The sequence below is a fragment of the Falsiroseomonas sp. E2-1-a4 genome (assembly GCF_051433165.1).
In the GTDB taxonomy this organism is placed as follows: Bacteria; Pseudomonadota; Alphaproteobacteria; order Acetobacterales; family Acetobacteraceae; genus Falsiroseomonas.
The window spans coordinates 1-12541 of the sequence record NZ_JBHMFS010000013.1; the positions used below are offsets into that span (position 1 = coordinate 1).

At 68.4% G+C, this 12541-nt stretch carries 13 protein-coding genes; 6 read left to right on the forward strand and 7 right to left on the reverse strand.

Annotation, left to right across the window (positions count from 1 at the left end; genetic code table 11):
• Positions 1-13: 13 nt before the first annotated feature.
• Positions 14-586 (reverse strand): hypothetical protein, encoded by a 573-nt coding sequence (locus ACFHNC_RS14960; RefSeq protein WP_437170026.1) that lies wholly within the window; start codon positions 584-586, stop codon positions 14-16.
• Positions 587-636: 50 nt separating this feature from the next.
• Positions 637-1338: a response regulator transcription factor gene (locus tag ACFHNC_RS14965; protein WP_437170027.1), complete on the reverse strand. Its 702-nt coding sequence runs from the start codon at positions 1336-1338 to the stop codon at positions 637-639.
• A 94-nt stretch (positions 1339-1432) separates the two neighbouring features.
• Between ACFHNC_RS14965 and ACFHNC_RS14970 the strand changes: the two genes are divergently transcribed.
• The gene (locus ACFHNC_RS14970; RefSeq protein WP_437170028.1) at positions 1433-2146 is read left to right on the forward strand and encodes a HugZ family protein; all 714 of its coding nucleotides are present in this window, start codon (positions 1433-1435) and stop codon (positions 2144-2146) included.
• Between the two features lie 149 nt (positions 2147-2295).
• Positions 2296-3891 (forward strand): phosphoenolpyruvate carboxykinase, encoded by a 1596-nt coding sequence (locus ACFHNC_RS14975; protein WP_437170029.1) that lies wholly within the window; start codon positions 2296-2298, stop codon positions 3889-3891.
• A gap of 24 nt (positions 3892-3915) precedes the next feature.
• On the opposite strand, the gene ACFHNC_RS14980 is transcribed toward ACFHNC_RS14975, so the two are convergent.
• Positions 3916-5079 (reverse strand): oxygenase MpaB family protein, encoded by a 1164-nt coding sequence (locus ACFHNC_RS14980; protein ID WP_437170030.1) that lies wholly within the window; start codon positions 5077-5079, stop codon positions 3916-3918.
• Positions 5080-5205: 126 nt separating this feature from the next.
• Between ACFHNC_RS14980 and ACFHNC_RS14985 the strand changes: the two genes are divergently transcribed.
• The gene (locus tag ACFHNC_RS14985) at positions 5206-5973 is read left to right on the forward strand and encodes an SDR family oxidoreductase (protein ID WP_437170031.1); all 768 of its coding nucleotides are present in this window, start codon (positions 5206-5208) and stop codon (positions 5971-5973) included.
• A 91-nt stretch (positions 5974-6064) separates the two neighbouring features.
• On the opposite strand, the gene ACFHNC_RS14990 is transcribed toward ACFHNC_RS14985, so the two are convergent.
• The gene (locus ACFHNC_RS14990; RefSeq protein WP_437170032.1) at positions 6065-6496 is read right to left on the reverse strand and encodes an Rrf2 family transcriptional regulator; all 432 of its coding nucleotides are present in this window, start codon (positions 6494-6496) and stop codon (positions 6065-6067) included.
• A gap of 82 nt (positions 6497-6578) precedes the next feature.
• On the opposite strand from ACFHNC_RS14990, the gene ACFHNC_RS14995 reads away from it, so the two are divergent.
• Together ACFHNC_RS14995 and ACFHNC_RS15000 are read left to right on the forward strand one after the other, a co-directional pair.
• The gene (locus tag ACFHNC_RS14995; RefSeq protein ID WP_437170033.1) at positions 6579-6731 is read left to right on the forward strand and encodes a hypothetical protein; all 153 of its coding nucleotides are present in this window, start codon (positions 6579-6581) and stop codon (positions 6729-6731) included.
• Entirely contained in the window at positions 6728-7105 is a 378-nt protein-coding gene (locus ACFHNC_RS15000) for a group III truncated hemoglobin (protein WP_437170034.1), read from the forward strand. The genes ACFHNC_RS14995 and ACFHNC_RS15000 overlap by 4 nt, the downstream gene beginning before the upstream one ends.
• 45 nt (positions 7106-7150) lie before the next feature.
• Here the strand turns inward: ACFHNC_RS15000 and ACFHNC_RS15005 are convergent, their stop codons facing one another.
• Genes ACFHNC_RS15005 through ACFHNC_RS15015 form a run of 3 tightly spaced genes read right to left on the reverse strand, consistent with a single transcriptional unit; the run spans position 7151 to position 11432 of the window.
• A complete protein-coding gene (locus ACFHNC_RS15005; protein ID WP_437170035.1) occupies positions 7151-8356 on the reverse strand; it encodes an MFS transporter in 1206 nt (401 codons plus the stop codon).
• A 21-nt stretch (positions 8357-8377) separates the two neighbouring features.
• Positions 8378-11206, reverse strand: a complete 2829-nt coding sequence (polA, locus tag ACFHNC_RS15010) for a DNA polymerase I (RefSeq protein WP_437170036.1) — start codon at positions 11204-11206, stop codon at positions 8378-8380.
• 1 nt (position 11207) lies between these two features.
• Positions 11208-11432 (reverse strand): zinc-finger domain-containing protein, encoded by a 225-nt coding sequence (locus tag ACFHNC_RS15015; protein WP_437170037.1) that lies wholly within the window; start codon positions 11430-11432, stop codon positions 11208-11210.
• A gap of 53 nt (positions 11433-11485) precedes the next feature.
• On the opposite strand from ACFHNC_RS15015, the gene ACFHNC_RS15020 reads away from it, so the two are divergent.
• A complete protein-coding gene (locus ACFHNC_RS15020) occupies positions 11486-12538 on the forward strand; it encodes a lysophospholipase (RefSeq protein ID WP_437170038.1) in 1053 nt (350 codons plus the stop codon).
• Positions 12539-12541 lie beyond the last annotated feature (3 nt).

Consider the following 12541-nt stretch of genomic DNA (forward strand, 5'->3'; position numbering starts at 1 on the left):
CTTGTCGCAGAGCTCAGTTCGGGTTCGCCGGGCTCAGCTCGTTGTTCCAGGGTTTGAAGACGAAGCGGAACCTATCCCAGACGGGTGTGGCCAGCGACGCGAGATCAGTAAAACCTGCGAGGAGCGCTGCTGCCTCTGCTTCATTCTCGACCTTCGGATGGAGATTTTCTGGTACGACAAGGCAACTCTCAAAACGCACTACGGCGTCAAAATGCAGAGGCGGAAGTGGATCGAGGTCATCGCCACATGGCACATCGATGTCGAGAGACACGCAGAATTCCGCGTGTCGGCTCGTCGCCTCGATCGACAAAGAACGAACTCCAGCCAGGAAATGTTCACCGTTCATATAGAACGAGCACTCTACCAGGCTGGGCCGAACGAAATCTGCCGCCGAACACCCATCAAGACGCCGCCAGTCTTGGATTGGGAAGGTCATCCAGTCGCAATTGACGGCTTGTATCGCATCCTGGGCTTCAGATGCGTCAGGCTGGACCTCGAAACCAAGGCGCAGAACCCAGAACAGGCTTCGTGTAAAATCATCGCGCGGGCCGAAGACATGCGCATTAATGCTGCCGAAGCCTGCCACGGTTTTCCCCCGGTCCTCGAGCAATCGAGAGCGCCGAACCTGACGCGCTCTTATGCCTCCTTGTAGCGATACCCCAACCCGTACAGCGTCTCGATTTGGGCAAAATCGTCATCCACCTGGCGGAATTTCTTGCGCACGCGCTTCACATGGCTGTCGATGGTGCGGTCATCGACATAGATGTTCTCGCCATAGGCGCCGTCGATCAGCTGGTCGCGGTTCTTCACCATGCCGGGGCGCACGGCCAGCGCCTTCACCAGCAGGAATTCGGTGACGGTCAGCTGCACCTGCTTCCCCTTCCACATGCAGGTGTGTTTCGTCTCATCCAGCACCAGGTCGCCGCGGGCGATGATGCCGCCGGCGGGGGTGCCGCTGCCCTCGGCGCGGCCGGCCTCGTTGCGGCGCAGCAAAGCGCGGATGCGCTCCAGCAGCAGGCGCTGGCTGAACGGCTTGGTGATGTAGTCATCCGCGCCCAGGCGCAGGCCCATCAGCTCATCGAGTTCGTCATCCTTGCTGGTCAGGAAGATCACCGGCATGGCGCTGCGCTGACGCAGCCGCTGCAGCAGCTCCATCCCATCCATCCGCGGCATCTTGATATCCAGCACCGCCAGGTCCGCCGGCCGGGCCATCAGCCCCTGCAAGGCGCTTTCCCCGTCGGTGAAGGTGCGGACAGTGAAACCCTCCTGCTCCAGGGTCATCGAGACGCTGGTCAGGATGTTGCGGTCGTCATCCACCAGGGCAATGGTGTGCGGCACAGCGGGTGCTCCTCAGGGGCGCAAGGGCGCCGATCCAGCTCTCTGTAACCGTAGATTGTGGCAACGCCGGGTCAGGCAAAGGGTTGACGAGGAAATGAGCGAGGATGACCACGGATTGACCGCCCGCCGCCTGCTGCGCGGGGCTTCGGGCGCAATGCTGGCGACTTCCGCCGAGGGCCAACCCTTCGCCAGCCTGGTGACACCCGCGGTGCTGCCGGACCTGACCGTGCTGCTGCTGCTGTCCGACCTGTCCGAGCACACCCGACATCTGAAGGCGGAGCCCCGCTGCGCGCTGCTGGTGCAGGGCGCGGCGGAGACTGCCAACCCGCAGACGGCCCCGCGCGTCACCATCACGGGTCTGGCGGAGCTTGCGCCGGCGGAACTCAAGCCGCGCTGGCTGGCGCGCCACCCCTATGCGGCCTTCTACGCCGATTTCGGCGATTTCCACCTGTGGCGCATCCGCCCCGCCGCCGCCCTGCTGGTGGCCGGATTCGCCCGCGCCACGCGGCTGCGCCAGGCCGACCTGCTGCCCGATGCCGCCGCGGTCGCGGCCCTGGCGGCGGCGGAGGGCGGCATCCTCGGCCATGTGAACGCGGACCATGCGGATGCGCTGGATGCCATCGCCACCGGCCTGCTCGGCCAGGCGCCGGGTGCGTGGCAGATGACGGGCGTGGACCCGGATGGCTGCGACCTCGCGGCGGGTGAGGCTGTGGCGCGACTCGACTGGCCTGCACCGGTGGCCGACGCCAATGGGGTTCGCCTGGCGCTGGTGGCGGCGACACGGGACGCCCGGGCCAGGATGAGCTAAACATCGAAGGGTGAACAAAGTAACCAGGCGGTTCGCGTTGCCTGCGCCGGCTTACCCGCCGTAATCTGGCCGCCTTGGGCGCCCATCAGGGGACGCACGGTGCGGCTGGCGCGTTTGCGTTGTTGACGCACCCCATTTGGAGGCAAACGATGACATCCGACGTATCCGCCCTGTCCGGGACCGGCGTTGCCGGCTCGGCGACCATCCACGCCAACCTGACGGCGGCGGGCCTCTATGCCCATGCGCTGCGGCGGGGCGAGGGGCGGCTTTCGGCGGATGGCGCCTTCATGGCCGTGACCGGCCAGCACACCGGCCGCTCGGTCCAGGACAAGTTCGTGGTGGACGACCCGGAGGTGCATGACGCCATCTGGTGGGGCAAGGTCAACCGCCCGATGCCGGTGGACAAGTTCCAGGCCTTCACCGCCAAGGTCCGCACCTGGCTCGGCGAGAAGCCGGAGCTGTTCACGCAGGACCTGTATGCCGGCGCCGACCCCGCGCATCGCATCAAGGTCCGGCTGGTCACCACCAATGCCTGGCACGCGATGTTCGCCCGCAACATGTTCATCCGCCCGGCGCGGGAGGAACTGGCGAGCTTCAAGCCGGACTACACCATCCTGCACGCCCCGGAATATGAGGCGGACCCCGCTGTCGATGGCTGCCGCACCAGCACGCTGATCGCGCTGTCCTTCGCCGCGCGCACCATCTGCATCGCCGGCACCAGCTATGCGGGCGAGATCAAGAAGTCGATCTTCACCGTGATGAACTGGATCCTGCCGGATCGCGGCGTGCTGCCGATGCATTGCTCCGCCAACCTCGGCAAGGGTGGCGACACGGCGCTGTTCTTCGGCCTGTCCGGCACCGGCAAGACCACGCTGTCCTCGGACCCGGAGCGTCAGCTCATCGGCGATGACGAGCATGGCTGGAGCGACACGGGCGTCTTCAACTTCGAGGGCGGCTGCTACGCCAAGGTCATCAAGCTGTCCCAGGAAGCGGAGCCGCAGATCTGGAACGCCAGCCACCGCTTCGGTGCGGTGCTGGAGAATGTGGTCGGCGACGATTACGGCAGCCTCGACCTCGACGACAACGGCCTGACCGAGAACACCCGCGCCTGCTACCCGATCGAGTTCATCCCGAACACGGTGCAGGGCGGTCAGGCGGGCAAGCCGCGCACCGTTGTGATGCTGACGGCGGATGCCTTCGGCGTGCTGCCGCCGATCGCCAAGTTGACGGCGGCGCAGGCGATGTACCACTTCCTGTCTGGCTACACGGCGCGCGTGGCGGGCACCGAAAAGGGCCTGGGCAAGGAGCCGCAGGCCACCTTCTCCACCTGCTTCGGCGCCCCCTTCCTGCCGCGCCACCCGGAAGTCTACGGCAAGATGCTGGCGGAGCGGATCGCCAAGGACGGCGCCGAGGTGTGGTTGGTGAACACCGGCTGGACCGGCGGCGCCTATGGCACCGGCAAGCGCATGTCCATCCAGCACACCCGCACCTTGCTGCGCGCGGCGCTGGATGGCTCACTCGCCCAGGTGGAGTTCGAGACGGACGCCTTCTTCGGCCTGTCGATTCCGAAGGTGGTGCCGGGCATCCCCGCGAATGTGCTGAACCCGCGCGAAAGCTGGGCGGACAAGGCGGCCTATGACAAGCAGGCCAACCACCTCGTCTCCCTGTTCGAGCAGAATTTCGAGACGTTTGCCGGTGCCGTCAGCGAAGACGTGAAGGCCGCCGCGATCCGCGCAGCGGCCTGATATCCCGGAGCAGGCCGGCCGGGATCAGTCCGGCCGGTCCGTCTCCGCATGCAGCTTGGCGGGCAGGCGGTAGTTGATGGGGCCCTTGTCGTCGTAGGACATGCCCAGCATGTTGCCGTATTGCCCCGCCCGCCGGCGGCCTTCCTGCCCCGGGATCCACTTCCGCATCAGCCGGTCCGTGCGGGCGCGGAGCCGAAAGAAGGGCAGCACCCCGAAGGTCGAGAGCTTCGGGAAATTGAGCTGATCCGCCATCTCATCGCCCAGCAGGGCCCGCGACACGCGATAGACATACTGCGCCAGCTTGCGCCGCTTGTCGGGGTCCGTGATCCCGGCCACCAGGGCGGCCGAGTTGATCAGGCCATTGGCGACCAGGATCGCCTCCATATGCGGCGGCGGCTCGCACATCCGCCCGATCCGGACGATGCGCTGGGCATCTTCGGCCGTCACCGCCTGCATCTCCAGCGGCACGCCCATCAGATGGCCGGAATAGCGCCAGGTGTGCATGAAGCTGTCCACCTCCTCCTGCGTCATCTTCAGGCCAAGCTGCATGCCGCGCATCAGCAACTGGCCGGAGAAGGCGGAGGCGGCGAAGGCGATGTGGGACGCGCTGAGCGGCACGCCCCAGGCGGCCTTGTCCCATTCCTCCGAGCGGTTCAGCATCTGCCGGACGCGCGCATGGATCATCCGGATGCGGACCGAGAGCTTCCAGCCCTCCGCCTGCCGGTCCAGCCCCCCCATCATGAAAATCTCGACAAGGTGGCGGTTGTTCTGGTGCATCCGCGACACCCCCGTATCCGTCACCCGCCCGGTGATAGCGAAGGATTTGCTGATCATCGTGGCGAAGCCCTCGACCAGCACGGCGCCGACGAAGGCGCCCAGCAGCAGCTCCAGATTGGCATGGAAGGCATGGCTGCCGGCGCGCGTGGCCTTGGGATCGTACCAGTCCGGCACGCGCTCGATCTCCGCGAACAGGGCGCGCATCGGCTCCGGCGCCTCGGCCAGGGCTGCGCCGCCCTCCTCGATGCCCCGCTGGATCCAGAGTTTTTCCTCACCGGGCTTGAGCGAGGCCAGGGCGGCATCGGCCAGGGGGTCGCCTTCGGAGATGAAGCGGAGGTAGGTTTCCGCCATCTGCGGATCGTGCTTGCGTGCCTCGGCGAAGCCGGCGGCATATTCGGTCGGGATGTTCATGGCCGGCGGTGTCGTTCCACTTTGGGTCAGTTCCACGGCCCCACCGCCGCGAACCGCCAACCGGGGCCTGGAGCGATGCCGCCGATCAAACTCAAACTAACCGTAAATCAATGGGGGGAAACGCGCGTGAATCAAGCGCATTTGCAGAAATTCGACCTGACGGGGCGGGTTGCCTTGGTCACCGGCGCCTCTCGCGGCCTCGGTGCCGCCATGGCGCGTGGGCTGGCCCAGGCGGGGGCGGAGGTCATCCTGAACGGCCGCGACAAGGCCGCGCTGGAAGCCCAGGCCGAATCGCTGCGCGCGGAGGGCCTGGCCTGCCGCATCAGCGCCTTCGACGTGACGGATGGAAAGGCGGTTGAGGCGGCGGTGGCCGGGCTCGGCCCGATCGACATCCTACTCCACAATGCCGGCAACCAGCACCGCGCCCCGATCGAGGAGACGACGGAGGAAGGCTGGCACAGCGTGATCGACACGCATCTGACCGCGCTGTGGCGCCTGTCCCGCCTGATCGTCCCGGGGATGAAGGAGCGCCGCCGCGGCAAGGTGATCGCCACCGGCAGCCTGGCCAGCGACCTCGGCCGCGCCACCATCACGCCCTATGCCTCGGCCAAGGGCGGCCTGAAGATGTTCATCCGCGCGCTGGCGGTGGAACTCGGGCCGTGGAACATCCAGTGCAATGCCATCGGGCCGGGCTGGTTCGACACGGACATGAACAAGGCGCTGCTGACCAACCCGGATTGGCTGGCCATGGTGCAGCGCCGCTGCCCCGCCGGGCGCTATGCGGACCCGGAGGAGATTGCGGGGACGGCGGTGTTCCTGGCCTCCCCGGCGTCGGATTTCGTGTCGGGGCAGTTGCTGTTCGTCGATGGCGGCGTCACGGCCAGCATGACCTGACACGAAATCCCGCGCATCACGACCAATCCGCCCTCACGCGCCGGCGCGGCGCATTCGGGCGCAGGTCGCGATCAATAGGATTTGGTACGGGTCAGCCCGACAAGCCCAGCAATTCGCGCAGCTCCGCCTGGGGCTGCGCGATATCGGCAAGCGTGGTGCCATCCAGCACCGCCAGGAACGCGGCCCTGGCCTGATGCAGCGCCTGTTTCAGGCGGCAGGCGGGCAGGATGGCGCATGCGCCACCACCCAGGCAGGGTACCAGCGCCAGATCCGGCTCCATCCGCCGCACCACCTCCCCCACCGTGATCGCCTCCGCCGGGCGGCCCAGCGCCAGCCCGCCGCCACGGCCGCGCAGGGTGCGGACATGGCCGGACTGCCCGAGCTGATGCGCCACCTTCATCAGATGGTTTTCCGAGACGCCATAGGCCTGCGCCACCTCGGCGATGGTGGGCCGCCCCTCCGGCGTGATCGCCAGGTGGATCAGCATGCGAAGGGCGTAGTCGGTGAGGGTGGTGAGGCGCATGGGTTAAAGATGCATTTTTCATATTGCTTTGCAAGCACGGCGCGACTTAAGATGTATGGACGATACATCTTAGGAGGCTTCGATGAGCCCCGTTGGCCTGTTCCTTTTGCCCGGCAACCTTGTCAGCGACGCGCTGCACATCAGCGACCGGGACAGCCGCGTCATGCTGCGTACCCTGGTCAACATGCTGGTCTGGAACCTGGTGGCGGTGCTCGCCATCCTGCCCTTCCTGTGAGCGAACAGATCACCGAGGCGCAGATCGCCCGGCTGGTCGACCATTTCTACGCCAGGGTCCGCCGCGACCCGATGCTGGGCCCGGTGTTCGATGGGGCGATCGGCTCGGACTGGGATGCCCATCTGGCCAAGCTGCGCCGCTTCTGGTCCGCGGTGATGCTGCGCAGCGGCGCCTATCACGGCGACCCCTTCACCGCGCATCTGCGCCTGCCGGGACTGACGCCGGCGATGTTCGATGCCTGGCTCGGGCTGTTCGAGGCGAGTTGCAGGGACCTGTTCCCGGAGGATACGGCGCAGGCCTTCATCGAACGGGCGCAGCGCATCGCGCGCAGCCTGCGGATGGGGCTGTTCGAGCGGCTGCCGCTGCCGTCCTGACGCATTTCCCGGGTCGCCAGGCGAAGCCGCCCGGCCTGGAAATGCTCACCGCTTCCGCCGCATCTCCTGCGCCAGGGCCATCGCCGCCGTCGCCAGCATGAAGGCGCCGCCGAGCAGGAACACGCCCTCCGGCCGACCGGTATCCACCAGCCAGCCGAACATCGGCGGCGCGATCATCCCGCCGATGTTGAAGCCGGTGGAGACCACGCCGAACACCGCGCCGGCCTGCCCCGGCGGCGCCGCGGCGCGCACCATCATGTCCCGCGACGGCATGCAAAGTCCGGTCAACACGCCGGCCAGCCCGAGGACCACCGCCACCAGCCAGGCCGGTAGCGCCAGCAGTCCGACGCCGATGGTCAGCACGCCGGCCAGCCCGAATCCCGCCATCGCCACCAGCCCGTGCCGCGTCACCCGGTCTGCCAGCGCCCCGCCCAACAGCACGCCGACGGCGGAGCCCGCCAGCAGGGCCGTCAACGCGACCGAGGCCATGCCGAGGCTCATCCCGCCCGCCGCCACCAGCGCCGCGATGGCAAACGCGTTCATGCCGCCGACGGACAGCGAGATCAGCACGAAGAAGCCGGTGAGCGAGATCACCGCCGGGTTCAGCACCCGCGTCTGCTGCCCGGCGATCGGCTTCGGCGCCACGCCCTTCACCGGGTCCGCCGGGCAGGTGGCCAGCACCCAGGCCGCAACGACCCAGGCGATGCCTCCCGCCACCAGCAGTGCGCCGGACAAGCCCAGCCAGGCCGCCAGCCCCAGCATCAGGAAGGGCGCCACCGCCCCGCCCGCGAAACCGGCAAAAGTGTGCAGCGAAAACGCCCGCCCCATGCGCGGCCCGGCCATGGTGGTATTCAGGATCGCGTAGTCGGAGGGATGGTAAACGGCATTCGCCAACCCGGCGAGCGCGCCGGCCAGCAGCACCATCGGGTAGCTCGGTGAAAGCCCCACCAGCGCGAAGGCCGCACCGCCCACCACCAGCCCCGCCGCCAGCACCCGCCGCGGCCCGATCCGGTCCACCAGGAAGCCCATCGGCGCCTGGGTGAGCGCGGAGACGATGCTGAACAGCGTGATCGCCAGGCCCAGCTCGATGAAGCTGACGCCGAGCCGCGCCTGCAACAGCGGAAACAGCGGCGGCAGCACCAGGATATGCAGGTGGCTGACGGCATGCGCCGCACCGATCGCACCCAGGGTGCGCCGTTCCGTGGCGCTCCAGCTTGCGCCGGGAAGGCTGGTTTCCGCCGTTATGCTCACTGCGCTTCCACCCGTATGTGATCAGTGGGCCTCGGCCCAGGACCTTCCATGCCCGATCTCGACCGATAGCGGCACGGTGAGGCTGGCGACGCCCTCCATGATCCGCTTCACCAAGGCGGCGGTCGCCTCCACCTCCGCCTCCGGCACTTCGAACACCAGCTCGTCATGCACCTGCAGCAGCATCCGCGCGCCGAGGCCGGCTTCCTGCAGCGCCAGCGGCAGGCGCACCATGGCGCGCTTGATCACCTCCGCCGCGCCACCCTGGAAGGGGGCGTTGATGGCGGCGCGCTCGGCCCCGCCCCGGCGCACCGGATCCTTGGACGCGATATCCGCGATCCACAGCTTGCGGCCGAAGGGGGTCTGCACATAGCCGGTGGTGCGTGCATCCTCCTTCAGCTTTTCCATGCAGGCGCGGATGCCGGGATACTGGCCGAAATAAGCGTCGATGATCGCCCGCGCCTCGCCCGGCCCGATGCCCAGACGGGCGCCGAGGCCGAAGGCGGACATGCCGTAGATGATGCCGAAATTGATCGTCTTGGCCCGCCGCCGCGCTTCCTTGTCCACCGCATCGGGCGCCAGGTGGAATATGTCGGCCGCCGTGCGGGAATGGATGTCCTGCCCGGTGGCGAACGCCTCCTTCAACGCCGGCACATCGGCGACATGGGCCAGGATTCGCAGCTCGATCTGGCTGTAGTCCGCCGCCAGCAGCACATGGCCCGGCTCCGCCACGAAGGCGGTGCGGATGCGCGCGCCCTCCTCCGTCCGCACCGGGATGTTCTGGAGGTTGGGGTCGGTGGAGGACAGCCGCCCGGTGGAGGTCACCGCCATGGCGAAATCCGTATGCACCCGGCCATGGGCATCCGCCGCCTGGGCCAGCGCATCGACATAGGTGGATTTCAGCTTGGCGATCTGCCGCCAATCCAGCACGCGGCGGGGCAGGGCATGGCCCTGGGCCGCCAATTCCTCCAGCACGCCCGCATCCGTGCCCCAGGCGCCGGTCAGCTTGCTGCGTTTGCCGCCGGGCAGCTTCTGTTCGTCGAACAGGATTTCGCCGAGCTGCTTGGGCGAGCCGACATTGAAGGGCTTGCCGGCGAGTTCGTGGATCTCCCGCTCATACCGCGCCAGCTTTTCCGTGAAGTCGGCGCCGATCCGGGACAGTTCGGCGGCGTCGATCTTGATGCCGGCCAATTCCATGTCCCGCAGCACCGTCACCATGCGGCGCTCCACCTGCTCATACAGCGCCAGCGCGCGGGCCGGGCGCAGTTCGGGCCGCAGCGCGTGCCACAGCCGCAGCGTCACATCGGCATCCTCGGCGGCGTAGGCGGTGGCCTTGTCCAGCGCCACCTTGCCGAAGGGAATGCGGTTGCGGCCGGTGCCGGTGACGCTGTCGAAGCTGATGCAGACATGGCCCAGATGCTGGCCCGCCAGCTCATCCATGCCATGCCCATGCTTCCCCGCGCGCAGCGCGTAGGACATCATCATGGTGTCATCCACCGGCGCCACGGCGATGCCGCCATTCGCCGCCCGGCACAGCACCTCCAGGTCATACTTCGCGTTGTGCAGCACCTTGAGGACCGCCGGGTTCTCCAGCAGCCCCTTCAGCTCCTCCAGCGCGGCCTCCGGCGCTATCTGCTCCGGCGTGCCGCTGCCCATCAGGTCACCGCTGCCCTCGTGCCGCAGCGGCACGTAGCAGGCGCGGCCCGGCGCGGTGGCGAGCGAGAAGCCGACCAGGCTGGCCTTCATCGCATCGAGGTTGTCGGTCTCCGTATCGAAACCGATCACGCCCGCCGCCGTGGCCTCCGCCACCCAAGCGCGCAGTGCGTCCAGCGTGGTGACGGTCTCATAGCCGGTGAAGGGCGGCGCCTCGGTCGGGAGGGCCGGGGCCTCGGCGAGCGGGGCCGGCGGGCGGTAGCCATTGCTGCGCGTGACGGCGCTGGCATCGCCCAGGCCGAGGCGGGCCAGCAAACTCCGAAAACCGTTGTCGCGCAGGAATTTCTCCAGCGTGATCGGGTTCGGCGCACGTGTCAGCATCTTCTCGATCGGGCAGGGCAGGGGCGCATTCGCGTCGAGCTGCACCAGTCGCTTGCTGATCCGCGCCTTCTCGGCGTTCTGCTCCAGCGCCTCCCGCCGCTTCGGCTGCTTGATCTTGGCGGTGTTCGCCAGCAGCGTCTCCAGGTCGCCATATTCGTTGATGAGCTGGGCCGCGGTCTTGATGCCGATGCCCGGCACGCCCGGCACATTGTCCGTGCTGTCGCCGGCCAGCGCCTGGACTTCCACGACCTTGTCCGGCGTCACGCCGAACTTTTCGAACACTTCCGGCTCGCGGATCGGCTTCTGCTTGATCGGGTCCAGCATCTGCACGCCGGGGCCAATGAGCTGCATCAGGTCCTTGTCGGAGGAGACGATGGCGACCTCGCCGCCTTCCGCCACGAAGGCGCGCGCATAGGCCGCGATCAGGTCATCCGCCTCGAAGCCCGGCTGCTCCGCCTGGCAGACGCCGAGCGCCTCCGTCGCCTCCCGGATCAGGGCGAATTGCGGGACCAGCTCCGGCGGTGGTTCCGGCCGGTGCGCCTTGTAGTCGGGGTAAAAATCATTCCGGAAGGTCAGCCGCGCGCTGTCGAACACCACGGCGATATGGGTCGCGGCGTGGCGGGACAGGAATTGCGACAGCATCTGGGTGAAGCCGAACACGGCGTTCACATGCACCCCGTCCGGCCGCGTCATCGGCGGCAGGGCGTGGAAGGCGCGGAAGATGTAGCCCGAGCCATCCACCAGGATCAGCCGCTTCTGGCCCGGTGCGACCGGCGGAACCGCCTCGGTGCCGTTCGGGGTCGCGGCGACCTCGCTCATCTCAATGGCCGCCGTCGTCGCCCGCGCCTTCGGCCAGGACATAGGTGCGGGAGCAATAGGGGCAGGTCACCTGGTGCTGCTCGATCCGCAGGAACACCCGCGGGTGCCCCAACGCGCCGCCGTCGCCATCGCAGCCGATGACGCGGGACGTGACTGTGACGGTCTCCTCCGGCGTCACGCCGGGCAGGGCGACCGGGGTGTAGCCAGTCTGGCGGGCATCGCGCATGGCGGTCCTTGGTGGGCTGTGTGGCGACCGGGAACATAGGGGGGGCGAGGGCAATGGACCAGCCCGGCCCGCCTTGCTACCCCTTGGCGATGCGTCCCATCGCCTCCCCCCGGGTGGTCCTGGCCTGCCTCGCCCTGCTGCTGGGCGCCGGCTGCACGCCGGTGGTGATGCCCATGGGCCCGGCCATCGCGCCGCCCGCTTTGGCGCCGGATGCGGTGGTGGCGGCCGATGGCGCCAGGCTGCCGATGCGCGCCTATCCGCCGGAAGGACCGCCGCGGGCCGTGCTGCTGGCGCTGCATGGCTTCAACGACCACTCCGGCAATTTCCTGGCCGACAGCATCGCTGCGCTGAATGCGGGGGGGCTGCTGGTCTATGCCTACGACCAGCGCGGCTTCGGCCGGTCCCCCAATCGCGGCTATTGGCCGGGGGAGGCGACTTTGGCGCGCGATGCCGCCACCGCCGCCCGCCTGCTGCGCGCCCGCCACCCCGGCCTGCCCCTGTTCCTGATGGGGGAGAGCATGGGCGGCGCGGTGGCGGTGGTGGCCGGCACCAGCGCGGCGCCGCCGCCGGTGGATGGCTATGTGCTGCTCGCCCCCGCCCTGTGGGGCCGGGCCAGCATGAATGCGGTGATGCGCGGCGGGCTGTGGGTGGCGGCGCGGACCATGCCGGTCCTGGGCTTCCAGGGCGGGGTGGGCGGCATCGTCGCCAGCGACAACCCGGCCGCGCTGCGCCGGCTAGGCCGGGACCCGCTGGTGCTGCGCAGCACGCGCGTCGATGCCGCCGTGGGGCTGGTGGATCTGATGGATGCGGCGACCTCCGCCTTGCCCACCTGCTGCCGCGACGCGACGCAGCGGCCGGTGCCGGTACTGGTGCTGTATGGTGGCAAGGATTCGGTGATCCCGGCCCGCCCGGTCCGCGCCGCCCTGCGCCGCCTGCCGCCGGACAGCCCGGTGCGGATCGGCATCCATGAGGAGGGTTTTCACCTGTTGCTGACGGACAGCAACCGGGCGGCGGTGGTGGAGGATATTCTTTCCTTTACCGCCAACCCTTCGGCGCCGCTGCCCTCCGGCGCCGACCGGTTTGCCCCGGGCTGGCTGGCGCGCTGACGT